Here is a 16,247-nt window from a genome sequence, read left to right as displayed (position 1 = left end):
TTGTACTTACTTGGCCAGCTTCCAGCCACCTTCCTGGATCGTCACCATGACGCGCGCCCGCTGATCGAAGCCCAGATGGTCGTTGGCGCTCATGTTGAAGACGCCGTGCGAAGCCGCCAGGTTGCGGGTGGCTTCCAGCGCGTCGCGCAGGGCGGTACGAAATTCCCGGCTGCCCGGCTGCGCCTTCTTCAGCGCATTGGGTACGGCGTTGGCCAACAGCACGCCAGCATCCCAGGCATAGCCGCCAAAGGCATTGACGCTGCCCTTGCCAAAGGCGGCCTCGTATTTGCCGACGTATTCACTCGCTGATTTCTTGACTGGATTGTCGGCGGGCAGTTGATTGGCCACGAGGACCGGACCGGTCGGCAGCACCGTGCCCTCGCAATCCTTGCCGCAAACACGCAGGAAATCGTTGTTGGCGACGCCGTGGGTCTGATAGACGATGCCCTTGTAACCCTTTTCCTTCAACGAGCGCTGCGGCAGTGCGGCTGGAGTGCCGGCCCCGCCGATCAGGACGGCATCGGGTTTGGCAGCGAGGATTTTCAGAATCTGGCCGGTGACCGATGTGTCGGTCCGGTTGAAGCGTTCGCTGCCGACCGGCTTGATCTTGCGCACTTCGGCCAATTTGGAAAATTCGTTCCACCAGCCCTCGCCGTAGGCGTCGGCGAAGCCGATGTAGGCGACGCTCTTCACATTGTTGTTGGTCATGTGTTCGACGATGGCGGTGGCCATGTGCGCATCGTTCTGCGCCGTCTTGAAGACCCATTTGCGCTTGTCGTCCATCGGCTCGACGATGCGGGCCGAAGCGGCCAGCGCGATCATCGGCGTTTCGTTCTCGGCGGCAATGTCGATCATGGCCAGGGAGTTCGGCGTCGTGGTCGAGCCGATCACGAGATCGACCTTGTTCTCACCGATCAGCTTGCGCGTGTTCTTGACGGCGGTGGTCGTATCCGACGCATCGTCGAGCACGATGTAATTGATCTTCTGGCCGGCAATAGTCTTGGGCAGCAGTTCGATGGTGTTCTTCTCGGGGATGCCCAGCGATGCGGCTGGCCCGGTGGCGGAAAGCGTTACGCCGACGTTGATGTCGGCGATGGCTGCCTGGCTGCCAATACCGGCCAATAGAGCGGCGAACAGCGTTTTTTTCATCCCTTAGTCTCCCGTTGTTTAATTGATTTACTAAAGATAAAAACCCTATGGGGAAAAAGCCTTTTGTGCAAGCCGGTAAGTCAAGGGGGCGTGATAAAGTCCTTTTTTTGCCCTCGATGGATGATGTCATGTTCTCTGGAATCATCGCGGCGGTCGGCCGCATTACCCATCTGACGACTCGTGAAGCCGGCTTCCGCCTGCATGTCGAAGCCGGTGGCCTTGGCCTCGACGACGTCGCGCTCGGCGACTCGATTGCCTGCAACGGCGTTTGTCTGACCGTGGTCGCCAAGGAAGGCAATCAGTTCATGGTCGACGTGTCGCCGGAAACCCTGTCCTGTACCGTCGGCCTCGATGCGCCGGGCGAGATCAACATGGAGAAGGCGCTGCGCCTGGCCGATCGTTTGGGCGGGCATCTTGTCTCTGGGCACGTCGACGGCGTCGGTGACGTGCTGCGTTTCAACCCGGTGGGCGACAACCGCCTGCTCGAAATTCGGGCGCCCGAAGAATTGGCCAAATTCATTGCGCGCAAGGGTTCGATCACGGTCAACGGCACCAGCCTGACCACCAACGACGTGACTGGCGATACCTTCACGATCAACCTGATCCCGCATACGCTGGAAAACACGACGCTGAAGCATCTCAAGGCCGGCGCCAAGGTCAATCTTGAAGTCGACTTGATCGCCCGTTATTGCGAGCGGCTGCTCAGCGCAGAACGCTAAGGCGGGAGATTTTCCAAAACGCAACGCCGGCTGGGGATAACCCAGGATTGTCTTTGTAAATCCGTCGCTTATGCTCTATTCTGGAATTACAGAAATTCGCGAATAAAAAGCGAAAGGAGACAACCGATGACCAGTAGGCAACCCTTGGAGCGTCGAGCCCGGAGCGAGCGCCGGATGGAAGATCGGGGTCCGCCGGTTGGCATGGATGACCGGCGCCACTGTGTCGAACGCCGGTTCCCGCAAGTGGAGCATGTCGATTTCGACGAGCATATCGAGATTTACCAGTTGCCCGAGCAGTTCTCCACAGTGCGTCACTGAGCGGGTTTCAGGGCAAAAATGAGAAACCGGAATCCAGGCGGATTCCGGTTTTTTCTTTCCTTCTCTTTTCAAGAGCGGCGATTGATCGTATAATCCGGCCTCTTCGCACCGAGCGGTATCAATGGTTCGGTAAAGCGAGATGCGGGAGTAGCTCAGTTGGTAGAGCGCAACCTTGCCAAGGTTGAGGTCGCGAGTTCGAGACTCGTCTCCCGCTCCAGCCAAAATTTGGCTGTGCATACGGACGCGGGGTGGAGCAGTTGGCAGCTCGTCGGGCTCATAACCCGAAGGTCGCAGGTTCAAGTCCTGCCCCCGCAACCAATCAATTTTCCAAGAATTTTCCCCGTTTCAAATGTTCTGTTGCCTTATTTTTTGGCGACGGCTTCGGCATGGCCGTGAATTTGAATTCGCGGGAAAAAATGTTGCCTTGGGGGCTTGGTCGCTGTTGAAAATCGGCTAGCCCGCCCCCATAATTCAAGACATGGCTGTAATTCCGGCGAGTCGGAAGCGCTTCGGACGCGGGTTCGATTCCCGCCACCTCCACCACAGGGGGGGTGTACTGGTTTCGACGGGGTGAATGAGGATGAGCAGGCAGCTCGAGAGGCGACGGACGTAATCCGCGCAAATCCATAATTGCCAACGATGAGCAATTTGCTATCGCCGCCTAAAACGGTATAGCTGGGGCCGCTGAAGCCTTATTACCCAAGACAGCCGGCGGGGACTTCGGTCCCCGTCGTCATTTCCGTTTCCGGATTATCGGCTCGGTGCCGCCGCAGTGGAGCGTGGCTAGCCTTCCAGCCGGAAGACGATAGGCACGATGACCGAGGCCTCGATCGGCTGGTCGCCGCGCTTGGCCGGTACGAAACGCCAGCGGGCGACAGTTTGCTTGGCCGCTTCGTCCAGGCGCTCGAAATTACTGCTTTTTTCCAGGTCCACCGCAGCAGCGAGGCCTTCCGAGGTCACGCGTACCTTGAGCAGAACCTTACCCTCCTCGCCCAGGCGGCGCGAGAGCGGCGGATACTTCGGCTCGGGATTGTGCAGGTAGGCGGCATCAAAGCGGGCTGCACTCACTGGAGCGGCTGGGCCCGGGGCCGCCGGGGCAGTTACTGCGGCGGGTGCCGCGGCGACTACCGGCGGGGTAGCCGGCTGTTCCGGTACCTTGAAGCTGTTGGGTTCGCTCGGTGCCGAAGTCGGCATGGCGAGAATTGGTCGGTGCGCCGGCTGTGGCTTGGCCTTTTGCGGCTGCGGTTCGTTCGCTGGCGGTTGAGCGATCGGCTTGGGGGCGACAGGCATCGGTGCCGGGTTGAGCAGCTGTACGCTCAACGTTTGCGGCAATGGAATTTCCAGCTTGCCGATGGCCAATTGCAGGGGATAGAACAGGACGGCTCCGTGCAGGGCGGCGGCGAGCAATAAAAAACGACCACTCCGCTGCCATTCTGGCGGCGTCGGGATGTCCTGGAGGCAAGCGGCGTTCATGGGGCGATTTTAAATCATCTCCTGGTACCCACTTTGATCTGGCTTGCGAAAAGCCGATCAAGCGGGGTTCAGGGTAAAGCTACGTGTGGCGTGAATCCCGTCGATGCGGATCGGGGAGAGTACCCGATCCCGCACCAGGCCATGGATCAGTCTGGAGACCGTTTCGAAACGCAGGTCGGTGATGTCGGCGATGTCCTGACGTGTTGGCAGTATGACCCTACCCTCTCCATCAACAAGCAGTTTTATCAACTGAATGACACGTTCGACGGCTTGCCCACCGCGTAAGGCTATCAGTTGGGCCGCGCGTCGTTGAGCTTGGTTCAGGGAGTCGATCAATCGAACGGGGTCTGACGATGCATCGTCAGGCCAGGGTGTAAGCGTACAGGGCGTTAGGCTTGTTGCACGGAAACAGTATTGCCCGAGAAGAAGTGTTTCGCAGCCGAGAATGTCGCTTCTGATGGCTAGACCGGCGTAATCTGAACCACCATCTTGGCTGATCTTGTCGAGACGTATGACGCCGTTGCAAACCCGCCACGCGGTGCCGTCGGCACCGGATTCGAAAAGTCGATGTTGGGCTGGATATGCGACAACCCCCTGTGCTGGGGAGAGGGGGGCCGGAGCAATGGGGAGCTTTTGCATGTTCAGGCGATCGTAAGCAAGTGAAAACCCCGGTTGCAAAACCGGGGTTTGAGAGCCTGCGTAGCGACGATCAGTCGAAGGAAAGTTGGGCTTTCAACCACAGGGTACGTCCTGGTTCGTTAACTCTGAACGTTTGATCGTAGCCGGATACCGCTGCGCCGCCACGGCTGATGTGCTCCGCGTAGGTCTTGTCGAAAAGGTTGTCGACACCTGCCGATACGCGGATTGCTTTGGTCGGCTTGTAGCTTGCATTCATCGAGAATATGCCGAATCCACCGGTCGGGCCGAGGTCCTGGCCAACGATGTTGCCCTTGTTTACATCGTAGCGATTCTGCCCGGCGACAAGACGCAGCAGTGAGCCAACCGTCCACGCCCCGCTGTTCCAGGTCAGGCCAAGGCGTCCCTCCAGTGGTGGCAGTTGAGCGAGTGGTGTGCCGTCCGTCTCGTTTTCACCCCGTACGTAGGCGATGGAGCCATCGACCTTCCAGTTGGCGGTCAGCTGATAGGCGGCACCCAGTTCTCCACCCCAGGTATGAGCATCTACATTGCGGACAATCGAAACGGTACGGTTGGGTCCGGTTTTGCTGACACCGGATTGAACCAGGATGTAGTCGTCGATGTCGCTGTAGAAGCCGGAGAGGGAAAGCGATAGTGGTCCACTGTTTCTGACCCAGCCGATATCGACTTGATTGTTCTTTTCCGGCTTGGTGTCGAAGGCACTGGTGGTGTTGAGACTTTCCTTGCTGGCGGAGATGCTTTCCCAATAGTCAGGGAAACGTTCGCTATGGCCGAGTCCGGCGTACAAGGTTGAGCCAGGGGCGAGGTCGTGCTCGTAGCGGGCGAAGCCGCTGGTCAGCGTGTCGGTGCGGGTTTTGCCGGCGGTCGGATTTGTGACAGTGACCGCGCCCATGCCGCTGCCGAGGCGAAGCGTTGCGCGCTGATCCTGAGCGCGCCAACTGTCGCCACGCAGGCCGCCGATCAGTCGGGAGGCCTCGGACAGGTGCCAGGTGGCTTCACCGAACAAGCCAGCGTTGCGGAAATTGGCATCCTCGGTGCGAGCGAGTCCGTCTACGCTGGGGGCCGAATTGCCTGAAGCGCTTCGCAGGGTATGAACGTTGCGCTGGTAGTCCGTGCCGACGGTGATTTGCAGCAATTCGAGCGGGCGCAGGCCAATGGCGAAGCGGGCCCCCGTTGTTTCACGATCAGGATTGCTCACCATGTACATGGTGCCGGCGGGCTTGGTGCGCAGGGTGTAGTTGTCCATCACATGATCGACGTAGTTGTAGTACACCTGTGCCTCGATTTTCTCGATCAGTGGAGAAACCTTGCGGGTCTCGAACTTGAGGCCGACGTTTTCTCGCGAAAACTTGGTGCCATCCATGGTCCGGTCGGCATACGCCGCTTCCCCATCGCTCTTGATCGCGCTCAGTTCAAGGCGGGTGTTGTCGTTTGGTGTCCAGCCCAGAACCGCACCGGTGCTCCAGCGGGTGTAGCGCGAATGGACACGATTGCCGTCGCCGTCCTTGTAATCGTCACTGTCGGAGCGGGTGCCGTTGATCTGAGCATAGAAATCCGGCGTGCCGGCGCGAGCATCGATGACTTGGTCGTTGCGTCCGAAACTGCCGAGAGTCAGGCTACCGTTGAATTTCCAGTCAGCTTGCTGGAAGCGCCGGATGTCGCGTTCGAAGAGGACGGTGCCGGCCGAGTTGCCAGGCCCGAATAGAACGGTTTGCGGCCCTTTCAGTATGGTCACGCGATCGAAGGATTCGGGGAAAACATAAGCTGTCGGCGGATCCATGCGGTTGCCGCAACCACCGAGGATGTGCTCGCCGTCGAGCAAGATATTGAGTCGGGAGCCGGCCATGCCGCGCAATACCGGGTCACCGTCGGTACCGCCCTTGCGGATCACGTTGAACCCGGGGACCGTCTTCAGGTAATCGGCTCCGTCGTGGGCCGGAATCGGTTGGCGCGGTGCCTTGGGGTCGGTGACGATTTTGAGCGGCTCGTCCATGCGCTCGGCGGTGACGACGACGTCGTCCAGTACGACAGTTTGGGCCAAGGCTGGCAGGGTGCCGGAAAAAGCCAGTGCGATGGCTGCAGTCAGCGGCCGAAGGCGGTTCCCCATGAAATTCTCCCTAAATATTAACTTTTTCTAAAGCACGCGATTGTCGGGGACTTAGGGCTGGTGGGGAATGCGACATATTGTCGCGCGACAATATGTCTAATTCCTTTGACGGGCGGTTGGCGCTAGGGTGGCAGGCCTGATTTCTCGGAGGTCGCCATGATTCGAATTCTTCTCTCCCTATCGCTGGCTTTGTGGTTTTGCAGTGCCAGTGCGGCGCCATCGTTAGCCGAAGAGATGCGCCTGGCTGCGCGCTTGCACAAGGCCGGCGAGACGGAAAAAGCTGTCGCCATCTGGCAGCGCCGGGCTAGCGAGGGACAGGCGGATGCCGCCTACAACCTTGCGGTGATCCACCATTACGGCGATGGCGTGCCGCTCGATTACGCTGCGGCCATGCGCTGGTACCGGGTGGCGGCCGAGGCCGGCGACAAGCCGGCGCAATTTCAGATCGGCTTGATGTATCAGACGGGACAAGGCGTGACCGCCGACCCGGCGGAGGCGCATCGCTGGTTTACCCGCCATCTGCAGCATCACCTGCACCATGAGCACGATCCCCAGATGGTGGCCTGGCGCCAGCAGGCGCTGGCCTTGATCGACGATCGCGATCGCCGGGAAACTCTGGCTGCGCAGCGCCAGAATGGTGCCTTGGTACTCGCCGATCTGCGTCGGCGGGCCGGCTTGACGGTGGCGCCGACCTTGGCTAGCGCAACGTCGGAACATAGCCTGCGCTGAACGGTTTTTGCCCTTTTCGGGCAGTGCACCGCAGCAGTCGGCCGTGAACGGGTCAGACGTGGCGCAGTAGCGTCGAGATGACGTTGTCGGCGCGGAAAGGCTTGGCGATGAAGTCGTCCATGCCGGCGGCCAGGCATTCCTCACGATCCTCGGCCATGGCGTTGGCGGTCAGGGCGATGATCGGCAGGCAGGCGACCTTGCCCTGCACGTTCATAATGCGCAGCCGGCGGGTGGCTTCCAGCCCATCCATTTCCGGCATCTGCATGTCCATCAGGATGACGTCGAAACGTTCCCGGGTGGCTGCTTCCAGGGCTTCGACGCCGTTGTTGGCGGTGGTGACTTCGCAACCGTAACGGGTGAGCAGCTTTTCGGCGATTTTCTGGTTCACCGGCGTGTCCTCGACGAGCAACACGCGCTTGCCGAAGAGTCGGCGCTGCGCCTCGGTCTGGTCCAGAGCGACGGTGCGATCTGCCTGCTTGCTCGCGGTGGCCAACGTGAGTTCGACGTCGAAGCGGGTGCCCTGGCCAGGGGTGCTGCTGACCTTGATCGAACCGTGCATCAGTTCGGCCAGACGGGCGACGATGGTCAGTCCAAGCCCCGTTCCGCCGTAGCGCCGGGTGGTCGAATCCTCGGCCTGGGCGAAGGGATCGAAAATGCTGTCGAGCTTGTCGGCCGGGATGCCGATACCGGTGTCGCTGACGGTGAAGCGCACCTTGCGCTGACCCTGCGGGTCGGGTTCGGCATCGCAGCTGGCATGGATGGCCACCTCGCCATGTTCGGTGAACTTGATGGCGTTCGATACCAGGTTGTTCAGGATTTGCTGGATCCGTACCGGATCGCCCGCCAGATTGTCCGGCAATGGGGTTTCGGCCTGCCAGTGGAGGCGCAGGCCCTTGCCTTCGGCAGCGATGGAATGCAGGGCGACGACGGCGTCAAGTTGTTGCCCCAGCGACAGCGGAATGGTTTCCAGGCTGAGCTGGCCGGCGTCGATCTTGGAAAAGTCGAGGATGTCGTTGAGGACGCGCAACAGGTTGTCGCCGGAGGATTTCACCCAGGTCAGGTATTCGCGCTGCTCGGCGGTCAGTTCGGTGGCCAAGGCGAGATCGGTCATGCCGAGAATGCCATTCATCGGCGTGCGAATCTCGTGGCTCATCGTCGCCAGAAAGGCCGCCTTGGCCTTGGCACCAGCTTCGGCGGCCTTGACCAGTTCGACCTGCTGGGCATGCGCTTCGGTGAGTTCGGCCACCCGTTCGGCAATGGCGCGCGACATGGCGTTGAAGGTAATGCCCAGGCGCCCGATTTCGTCGCGGCCCTCGTGTACTGGTGGCGGGGTCAGGTTACCGGCGCGCACGGCTTCGCTGGCGCGGGCGAGTTCGCCCAGATGGCGGGTCAGGAAGTAGCCGAGCAGGCCCATCAGGCCGGCAGACAGCAGGAGTTCTATGGCCGCGATTCCGATACCCTGGGTGAACAGCTGGGCATGGGCTGTCCGAATCTGCGACAGGTCGAGGCCGAGGTGCAGGGTGCCAAGCTTCTGCCCGTAGCTGACGATGGGTGTGGCGATGTCGTAGCGCGGCTTCTGTTTCTCGTCGTCGAAAATATTCAGCTGCGCATCCGGGGCCGGCAAGGGCATCGAGTTGGGCCAGCCGCTACTGGACAGCCGCTTGCCGTCGTTGCCGGTGACGGCCAGATAGACGATGCCGCCGACGGCTGCACTCTCATCGAGCACCGCCTGCACAGTCGCATAGTCGCGCTGGGCGAGCGGTGCGACGATGGCCGCGGAGAGGACCGGGACGATTTCCTCCACGTGCGTCTGCGCCTGCCGGCCCATGTGCTCGGTCAACAGACGCAGGCTGTTGGCGACGAGCAAGGTCAGCATGATCGCTTCGACAACGATGGCGACCGTCAGCAGGCGGCCGCGCACCGAACGCAGCGGGGAAAACCATTCTTTCATTTATTTTCCGAGGATGAGCTGACGGGTTTCTGCTGCGTAGGGGTCCATCCCTTCGAGTTCGCGCGAACGCAGCTTGCGGTAGCCGTCGAGCTTGTTCTGCTCGAAGTACTGCTTGCCCTCCGGCGAGGCGGCAAAAACCCACAAGGCCTTGTCGATACTGTTCAGGCGGCTGATCCACCGCTTGTTCAGCATGTAGACCCGGCCGGCCATCGATTCGCTTTCGGCCAGAATGCGCAGTTGCTCGCGCTGGTCGGCCGGCAGCTTCTGGTAATTGGCCAAGGAGGTGAAGGCGGCGCTCGCTTCGCCGGAAAGCACTTGGCGACTGACGCTGTCCGCGGCCGAAACGTAGCGTACATTGACCTCGGGAACCTTCTGCGTCTTCAGCCAATGCAGGCCCCACAAGGTGACCAGCGAGGTCGGCGACAGGCCGAGTACCGTCGTCCCCTTCAGGTCGGCGGCGCTGCGAATCTTGCTCTCCTTGGGAACCAGGGCGACGGCCTTGAAATCCGCCTGATAGGTCAGCAGCGGCAGGTAGCTGGCATCGGTCTGATAGAGGCGGGCCTGGTGGCCGGTGGTGATCGCCAGGTCGTATTCCTGATTCAGCGCGCGCTTGGCGAATTCAGTGAAATCGGGGGCGGTCTGTACTTCGACAGGCTGCTTCAACGCTGCTTCAAGATGGCGGCGTAGCGGCTGATACATCTCGAGGATGACCCGGGCGCTGGTGTGGGGGGCCACGCCGAGCACGAAAGGCGCCGGCTCGGCGGCGCCTGCCGGTAGCCCGGCGAACGCCAGCAAAGCGCCCCATGCGCAGCGCAGGAATGTGCGTCGCATGTACTTCTCCAAAAAGGCTTATATTTTTATAGTTTTTGCTTAATTATTCAATTTGTCCAGTGCTTCCTGCAGTTTGCCCGGTTCGTCGAGGCGCAGGATCTTGCGGACATACGGTGCCAGTTCGCTGACATCCGACTTGAGAACCCGGTTTTTGACCTTGAGAATCTGTGCCGGATGCATGGAGAAGGTGCGTAGGCCCATGCCAAGCAACAGGCGGGTCAGGTCCGGGTCACCGGCCATTTCGCCACAGACCGACACCGGGATGTCGGCTTTTTCTGCGCTGCTGATGGTATGGGCCAGCAGCATCAGCACGGCCGGGTGCAACGGGTCGTACAGGTTGGCCACCTGCTCGTCCGAGCGGTCGATGGCCAGGGTGTACTGAATCAGGTCGTTGGTGCCGATCGAGAGAAAATCGAGGCGGCGCAGGAAGAGGCCGATGGCCAGGGCGGCGGCGGGAATTTCGATCATGCCGCCGACCGGGATGTTCTCGTCGAAAGCGATCTTTTCGCCGCGCAGGCTGGACTTGGCCTGCTCGATGGCGGCCAGCGTCTGGTCGATTTCGTGCGCATGCGCCAGCATCGGGACCAGAATCTTCACCGGCCCGTGCTTCGAAGCGCGCAGGATGGCGCGCAACTGGATCTGGAACATGCGTGGTTCGGCCAGCGACAGGCGAATGGCCCGGCGACCGAGGGCCGGGTTGGTCTTGACCCGATCGAGGGCGGTGGCTTCGGGCTTGAGATCCTTGTCGGCACCCAGGTCGAAGGTTCGGATGGTGACCGGCCGGCCGCCCATGCCCTTCACGACCTTCTTGTAGGCCTCGTATTGCTCGGTCTCGTCCGGCATGTCGCCGCGGTCGAGAAAGAGGAATTCGGTACGGAACAGGCCGACGCCTTCGGCCCCGGATTCGAGCGCGACCGGTACGTCCCCCGGTAACTCGATGTTGGCCTGAAGCTGGATTTCGACACCGTCGATGGTTTCCGACTTGGCTGATTTCAGGCGCTTGAGCTTGGTCTTCTCCAGCTCGATCTGTTCCTTGCGGAGCTGATACTCCTCAAGAACGCGCGGATCGGGATTGACGATGACGACGCCGCGCAGGCCGTCGACAATCAACTGCTCGCCGTCGCGGATCATCGCGCGGGCGGTTTCCAGGCCGAGCACGGACGGGATCGCCATGCTGCGGGCCAGGATCGCGGTATGCGAGGTGGCGCCGCCGACGTCGCAGATGAAGGAGGCGAAACGGTGTTCCTTGAAGGCGATGGTGTCGGCCGGCGACATGTCGTGGGCGACGACGATCAGCGAATCTTCCTTCGAACTCTTTGCCGCCTTCAGCTTGGCGCGGCCGGGGTGGCCAAGCAGTTCCTTGATGACGCGCTCGACCACCTGCACGACGTCGAACTTCCGCTCACGCAAGTAGGGGTCGTCGAATTGTTCGAACTGGTCGACCAGGTGCTCCATCTGCTGCACCAGCGCCCATTCGGCGTTGCAGCGGCGCTCGCGGATGATCTCGCGTGGCTTGTCCACCAGTTCCGAGTCTTCCAGGAACATGCTGTGGATGTCGATGAAGGCGGCCAGCTCGGCGGGTGCGTGCTCGGTGGTTTCCTTCATCTGCTTCAGTTCGTTCCTGACGGCCAGCACGGCAGCGTCGAAGCGCTCGATTTCCTTGTCGACCATGCGCGGCGCGACGGTCAGGTGACCGACTTCCAGCGTCGCATGCGACATCAGCATCGCCTTGCCGATAGCGATGCCGCCTGAAACGCCGAGGCCGTGCAGGGTGAAGCTCATCGGGCTTATTCTCCCTCGCCGAAGTAGTCGGCAATCAGGGCGAGCAAGGCTTCCATGGCCTCGGCCTCGTCGGCACCGTCCGTTTCCAGCGTGACTGTCGAACCCTTGCCGGCAGCCAGCATCATGACACCCATGATGCTCTTGGCGTTGACCCGGCGGGTGCCCTTGCTCATCCAGACTTCGCACTTGAACTTGCCGGCCAATTGCGTCAGCTTGGCCGAAGCGCGGGCGTGCAACCCGAGTTTGTTGATGATTTGTGTTTCCTTGGTCAGCATGTCAGCGTTCCAGCAAGTTGAGAATGCCATCGCGGCCGCCGTCGCGGGCACGAATGAGCGCAGTTTGGAGGTCCTTGTCGCGATAGGTCAAGGCGCGGAGCAACATCGGGAGATTCGCCCCGGTTAAGCCTTCGATGCGGCCAGGCTCGAGGAGTTTCAAGGCCAGGTTGGCCGGGCTGGCGCCGTAGACGTCGGTCAGCAGCAAAACGCCGTTGCCACCGTCGACCAACTGCAGCATCTGCCGGGCCAGCGGTAGCATGTCGAGCGGGTCGTCCTGCGCCGACATGCCCAACTGGTTGAGCAGCGGCGGACGCTTGTTCAGCACATGACAGGCGTTCTGGAGGAGCGCTTCGCCATAGCTGCCGTGAGTGATAAGCAGGATCCCGATCATGCTCGGGATTCTAGCCTGCGAAATCTGGCAAATCTACTTTCGGCTGACAATAAATATGCCGGCGACAACCAGCCCGGCGCCGACCATCTGGTGCAGCGAAATGTGCTCTTCGAGCAGCCACCAGCCGAAGCCTATGGTCAGCATCGGCCCGATCATGCCGTAGAGCGAAGCGCGCCCAGCCCCAAGATGGCGAATGGCCGCCGATTGGGCAAAGACCGGAATGACCGTGGCGATGACGGCCATGGCCAGTCCCCAGCCATAGACCGGTAGCGGCTGGATGAAGGCAGTCAGGGGCTGGGCGATGCCGAAATGCAGCAGCGTCACCGCCGACGAAACCAGCGAAGCCAGTGCCGAGAAGCGCAAGGCGCCGAGGCGCGAGATCATCGGGGCGCTGCCCGAAATGTAGAGGGCGTAGGAAACGCTGGAGCCAAAGACGAGCAGGCCACCGATCAGCACCGAGTGCGCATCGCCGAGGCCGAGATCGTGCGCGAAGGCGAAACCGATGCCGGTGTAGCAAAGGACGATGGCCAGTCCCTCGCGGCGGGTGAATTCCTTGCCCTGGAAGAAGACGCCGATCAGGATGGTCAGCGTCGGGTAGGTGAACAGGATCAGGCGTTCCAGGCCAGCCGAGATGTAGGCCAGGCCCCAGAAGTCGAGAATGCTGGCACCGTAGTAGCCGAGGCAGCCGAGGACGACGAGGCGCAGCCAGTCGCCGCGGCTCAGCGCCGCTCCTGCCTTCTGTTGGGCCAGGCCGACCCACAGGAAGACCGGCAGCGAGAAGCCCATGCGCAGGGCCAGCAGGGTGATCGCATCGACGCCATACGGGTAGGCGAGCTTGACGAAGATGGCTTTCAGCGAGAAACCCAGCGCGGCGATCAAGGCCAGCCAGGCACCCCAGGCGTTCGATTTTTCCAAAGCCGTTCTCTGGTGAATTGTTATGGATGCCATTGAATACGCCCTTCGGCGCCCGATCAATTGGTATTATTCAAAGCCAGCGTTCGATATGGACGAAACCATGCGCTACGACCTTCCCGACCTGCGGCTCGTTGCCGCCATCGCCGACAGCGGCAGCCTGACCCGTGCCGCCGAGCAGGTGCATCTGGCGCCCTCCTCGGCCAGCCATCGCCTGACCCAGCTCGAAGCCGCCCTCGGCGTGCCCCTGTTTCAGCGCCATGCGCGCGGCCTGACGCCTACACCAGCGGGTGAGTCGCTATTGCGCCATGCCCGCCAGGTCTTCGCCCAGCTCGAACAGATGCATGCCGATCTGGCGCCCTACGCCAGCGGCGTGCATAGCCAGGTGACGGTTTTTGCCAACACCAACGCCATCAACTGCTTCTTGCCGGAAGACCTGGGCGATTTCCTGCGTGAGCACCCGCATGTGCGCGTCAGTCTGGAAGAACAGCCCAGCCCGGCCATCATCCAGGCGGTGGCCAGCGGCCAGGTGGAAATCGGCGTGGTGGCGGCCGAGGGCGCCTTCGGCGAACTGGAAACCCTGCCCTATCGGCGTGACCGCCTGGTGCTGGTGGTGCCGGCCGGGCACCCACTGGCCGGACGCGACGAAGTCGCCTTCGCCGAAGTGCTGGGCGAACCCTTCGTCTGCCTGCACGCCGGCAGCGCCATTCACACCTTCATGATGAACCACGCGGCGCGGCTCGGCGGGCGGCTCGACGTGCGCATCCAGGTGCGCAGCTTCAATGCGGTGTGCCGCATGGTGGCCGCCGGCGTCGGGATCGGCATGGTGCCGCGCTCTGCTGCGGTGCACGGCCTGAAAACGGTAAAAATCAGCGACCCGTGGGCCCCGCGCGACCTGCAACTTTGCGTGCGCTCGCGCGCCGCGCTGTCGCCGGCGGCACTGGCCCTGCTCGATCATCTTGCTGAAAAAGGCCGTCAGGCCGGCGAATCGTCTTAATTGGCCTGGCGCGCCTTTTCGTATTCGGCATACGGCTGGCGATTGACGCGGGCGAGGCAATCATCCCATTCGCTCGGCGGTAGCTTGTGGCACTGCTGTTCGGCGCTCATCCGGCCGGCTTCGTAGAAATTCTGGCAGCTGCCGAGAATGAGCAGGCCGCAGGTCAGCAGGATGAGGCGCATGGTCGGAGGTTTCACGGAAGACAGAGGTATTTTGCCCGCGTTCCGCTGAACGGAAAATCAGGGGTGCCGGGCGCCGCCCGGCTGCCTCGTGTTACAGCGGACGCTTGACAGTCAGCGCGCCGCGAATCTGCCCCTTGGCGTAACCCGTAGCCTGGTCGTGCGGGTAGCTTTCCTTCAGCTTGGCCTGCAAGGCGGGGTCGAGCGATTCGGCCGGGCCGTGGCACTTCAGACAGACGTCGCCGACCGGCAGCGCCTTCATGTAGCGCAGCACCGGCTTGCCGTCGATGCTGACGATCTCGCTCTTTTCCAGCGTATCGATCTTTTCGCCATTGGCGGCGCGGATGTTGAAATCGGCCAACTGGCGGACTTCCCACAGGTCCGGCGTACCGCGCTCGGCATTGCGCGTTTTCAGGCTGACGCGGCGGATGTCCCAGCCGGTTTCCTGGCGCTTGGCCTTGATCAATTCCGGTGCCTGTTCCTTGCACACCGGAATCGCCCCGGCCACGCCCTTCTCGGCGACGGCTTCCTGCATGGCGTTGACCACCTTGGGCACGACCGGCAGCACGGCCTTCTTGGTGTCGGCAGTCAATGCCGCCAGGTCTTGGGCGAGGACTGGCAAGGCAGCGGCGAGCAGGCTGAGGGCGAACAGGGGTTTCATGGCGGCTCCGCTAAATCAGAAAACGCTAATGCTACCCCTGTTTTTCCCGTGTGTCATGTTGCCGGCGTCAGCCAGTCGCCATGCTGCGCATCTTCGCCGCGCACGGCCGCGAAATAGGCCTGTTGCAAGCGTCGGGTGGTCGGGCCGGGCTGGCCGTCGCCGATGCGTCGGGCGTCCACTTCCACCACTGGCGTGATTTCCGCCGCCGTGCCGGTGAAGAAAACTTCGTCGGCGCAATAGACCTCGTCGCGCGTCAGCCGCTTGGCGCGCACGCTCAGGCCGGCCTCGCGGGCCAGGGTGACGACGGTGCGGCGGGTGATGCCGTCGAGTGCCGAGGTCGTTTCCGGCTCCAGCAGCTCGCCGTCGCGCACGATGAAGAGGTTCTCGCTCGAGCCTTCCGCCACGTAGCCCTCGGTGTCGAGCAGAATCGCCTCGTCGTAACCGTCGCGCCGCGCCTCGCGCACCGAAAGGATGGAATTGGCGTAGGCCGAGATCGCCTTGGCGCGGCACATCTGCACATTGGGGTGATGCCGGGCGTAGGATGACACGCGGACGCGGATGCCGGCCTGCAGCGCTTCGCCGCCGAGGTAGGCGCCCCACGGCCAGGCGGCGACTATCACATGCGTCTTGGCCCCGGCTGGGTCGACGCCCAGTTTTTCGTCGCCAAGAAAAACCAGCGGCCGCACGTAGGCGCTGTTCAGCCCGTTGCGCGCCACGACTTCGCGGCAGGCCGCGGTGAGCGTGGCGCGATCGAAGGGCATATCGATGGCCAGGATGCGCGCCGAATCTTCCAACCGGCGCAGATGCTCGGGCAGGCGAAAGAGCGCCGGGCCGCTTGCCGTCTCGTAGGCGCGGATGCCCTCGAAGCAGCCGTAGCCGTAATGCAGGGTGTGGGTGAGCACGGAAACCTTGGCCTCGGAGGCGGGCAGCCATTGCCCGTCCAGCCAGATGAGACTGTTGCGGTCTTGCATGGGGTTCTCCTCGAAAGATGGCGATGCGTTGCGTTGTGCAGCGAACGGGGCCGCGAGGGGTGAGCGGCGGGTGCGTCGGACGGCCGGTGCCGGGTAGGCGGGCCGGGTAACGCCAAGGCGCGGTGAGGAGAGCATGCCGCGCCCA

At 62.1% G+C, this 16,247-nt stretch carries 17 protein-coding genes, 2 tRNA genes and 1 other RNA gene; 7 read left to right on the top strand and 13 right to left on the bottom strand.

Going from position 1 to position 16,247, the window contains the following annotated elements; genetic code table 11:
* Positions 1-6: 6 nt before the first annotated feature.
* On the bottom strand, positions 7-1,149 hold the full coding sequence (locus WIF35_RS11320) for an ABC transporter substrate-binding protein (RefSeq protein ID WP_412478321.1): 1,143 nt from the start codon (positions 1,147-1,149) through the stop codon (positions 7-9).
* Positions 1,150-1,277: 128 nt separating this feature from the next.
* Between WIF35_RS11320 and WIF35_RS11315 the strand changes: the two genes are divergently transcribed.
* The 5 genes from WIF35_RS11315 to ssrA all read left to right on the top strand — a co-directional run bounded on the left by WIF35_RS11315 (position 1,278) and on the right by ssrA (position 2,922).
* Positions 1,278-1,868 carry a riboflavin synthase gene (locus tag WIF35_RS11315; RefSeq protein ID WP_412478320.1) on the top strand — a complete coding sequence of 197 codons (591 nt, stop codon included), beginning with the start codon at positions 1,278-1,280 and terminating at the stop codon, positions 1,866-1,868.
* 126 nt (positions 1,869-1,994) lie between these two features.
* Positions 1,995-2,186, top strand: coding sequence for a hypothetical protein (locus WIF35_RS11310; protein WP_412478319.1), 192 nt, complete (start codon positions 1,995-1,997; stop codon positions 2,184-2,186).
* 141 nt (positions 2,187-2,327) lie between these two features.
* Positions 2,328-2,403: transfer RNA gene (locus tag WIF35_RS11305), tRNA-Gly, on the top strand.
* A 25-nt stretch (positions 2,404-2,428) separates the two neighbouring features.
* Positions 2,429-2,504: transfer RNA gene (locus WIF35_RS11300), tRNA-Met, on the top strand.
* A gap of 112 nt (positions 2,505-2,616) precedes the next feature.
* Positions 2,617-2,922, top strand: a transfer-messenger RNA (tmRNA) gene (gene ssrA, locus WIF35_RS11295).
* Between the two features lie 47 nt (positions 2,923-2,969).
* Here ssrA and WIF35_RS11290 read toward each other — a convergent pair.
* From WIF35_RS11290 to WIF35_RS11280, 3 genes are all read right to left on the bottom strand, one after another.
* Complete coding sequence (locus WIF35_RS11290; protein ID WP_412478318.1) at positions 2,970-3,659, bottom strand: TonB family protein; 690 nt, start codon at positions 3,657-3,659, stop codon at positions 2,970-2,972.
* A 57-nt stretch (positions 3,660-3,716) separates the two neighbouring features.
* A complete protein-coding gene (locus WIF35_RS11285; protein WP_412478317.1) occupies positions 3,717-4,298 on the bottom strand; it encodes a Crp/Fnr family transcriptional regulator in 582 nt (193 codons plus the stop codon).
* A 70-nt stretch (positions 4,299-4,368) separates the two neighbouring features.
* Positions 4,369-6,423, bottom strand: coding sequence for a TonB-dependent copper receptor (locus WIF35_RS11280; protein WP_412478316.1), 2,055 nt, complete (start codon positions 6,421-6,423; stop codon positions 4,369-4,371).
* 156 nt (positions 6,424-6,579) lie between these two features.
* On the opposite strand from WIF35_RS11280, the gene WIF35_RS11275 reads away from it, so the two are divergent.
* Entirely contained in the window at positions 6,580-7,152 is a 573-nt protein-coding gene (locus WIF35_RS11275) for a tetratricopeptide repeat protein (RefSeq protein WP_412478315.1), read from the top strand.
* A 52-nt stretch (positions 7,153-7,204) separates the two neighbouring features.
* Here WIF35_RS11275 and WIF35_RS11270 read toward each other — a convergent pair whose 3' ends face one another.
* From WIF35_RS11270 to WIF35_RS11245, 6 genes are read right to left on the bottom strand one after another with little or no spacing between them, the layout of a single operon-like run.
* Positions 7,205-9,103, bottom strand: a complete 1,899-nt coding sequence (locus WIF35_RS11270) for an ATP-binding protein (RefSeq protein ID WP_412478314.1) — start codon at positions 9,101-9,103, stop codon at positions 7,205-7,207.
* Positions 9,104-9,934 (bottom strand): phosphate/phosphite/phosphonate ABC transporter substrate-binding protein, encoded by an 831-nt coding sequence (locus WIF35_RS11265; protein WP_412478313.1) that lies wholly within the window; start codon positions 9,932-9,934, stop codon positions 9,104-9,106.
* A gap of 39 nt (positions 9,935-9,973) precedes the next feature.
* Positions 9,974-11,716 carry a phosphoenolpyruvate--protein phosphotransferase gene (ptsP, locus tag WIF35_RS11260; RefSeq protein WP_412478312.1) on the bottom strand — a complete coding sequence of 581 codons (1,743 nt, stop codon included), beginning with the start codon at positions 11,714-11,716 and terminating at the stop codon, positions 9,974-9,976.
* A 5-nt stretch (positions 11,717-11,721) separates the two neighbouring features.
* Positions 11,722-11,991, bottom strand: a complete 270-nt coding sequence (locus WIF35_RS11255) for an HPr family phosphocarrier protein (RefSeq protein WP_412478311.1) — start codon at positions 11,989-11,991, stop codon at positions 11,722-11,724.
* A gap of 1 nt (position 11,992) precedes the next feature.
* Complete coding sequence (locus WIF35_RS11250; RefSeq protein WP_412478310.1) at positions 11,993-12,382, bottom strand: PTS sugar transporter subunit IIA; 390 nt, start codon at positions 12,380-12,382, stop codon at positions 11,993-11,995.
* 33 nt (positions 12,383-12,415) lie between these two features.
* Positions 12,416-13,297 carry a DMT family transporter gene (locus tag WIF35_RS11245; RefSeq protein ID WP_412478309.1) on the bottom strand — a complete coding sequence of 294 codons (882 nt, stop codon included), beginning with the start codon at positions 13,295-13,297 and terminating at the stop codon, positions 12,416-12,418.
* 88 nt (positions 13,298-13,385) lie between these two features.
* Between WIF35_RS11245 and WIF35_RS11240 the strand changes: the two genes are divergently transcribed.
* Positions 13,386-14,291 (top strand): LysR family transcriptional regulator, encoded by a 906-nt coding sequence (locus WIF35_RS11240; RefSeq protein WP_412478308.1) that lies wholly within the window; start codon positions 13,386-13,388, stop codon positions 14,289-14,291.
* Here the strand turns inward: WIF35_RS11240 and WIF35_RS11235 are convergent.
* The 3 genes from WIF35_RS11235 to WIF35_RS11225 all read right to left on the bottom strand — a co-directional run bounded on the left by WIF35_RS11235 (position 14,288) and on the right by WIF35_RS11225 (position 16,102).
* Positions 14,288-14,473, bottom strand: a complete 186-nt coding sequence (locus WIF35_RS11235) for a hypothetical protein (RefSeq protein WP_412478307.1) — start codon at positions 14,471-14,473, stop codon at positions 14,288-14,290. The two genes, WIF35_RS11240 and WIF35_RS11235, sit on opposite strands and share 4 nt — an antisense overlap.
* Positions 14,474-14,564: 91 nt before the next feature.
* Complete coding sequence (locus WIF35_RS11230; RefSeq protein WP_412478306.1) at positions 14,565-15,131, bottom strand: DUF3365 domain-containing protein; 567 nt, start codon at positions 15,129-15,131, stop codon at positions 14,565-14,567.
* 53 nt (positions 15,132-15,184) lie between these two features.
* Positions 15,185-16,102 carry a branched-chain amino acid transaminase gene (locus WIF35_RS11225; RefSeq protein ID WP_412478305.1) on the bottom strand — a complete coding sequence of 306 codons (918 nt, stop codon included), beginning with the start codon at positions 16,100-16,102 and terminating at the stop codon, positions 15,185-15,187.
* Positions 16,103-16,247 lie beyond the last annotated feature (145 nt).

This window comes from Azonexus sp. IMCC34839 (genome assembly GCF_047047955.1).
Classification (GTDB): domain Bacteria; phylum Pseudomonadota; class Gammaproteobacteria; order Burkholderiales; family Rhodocyclaceae; genus Azonexus.
Note: the sequence above shows the minus strand (reverse complement) of the source record. Positions and strands in the feature narration are given on the sequence as shown.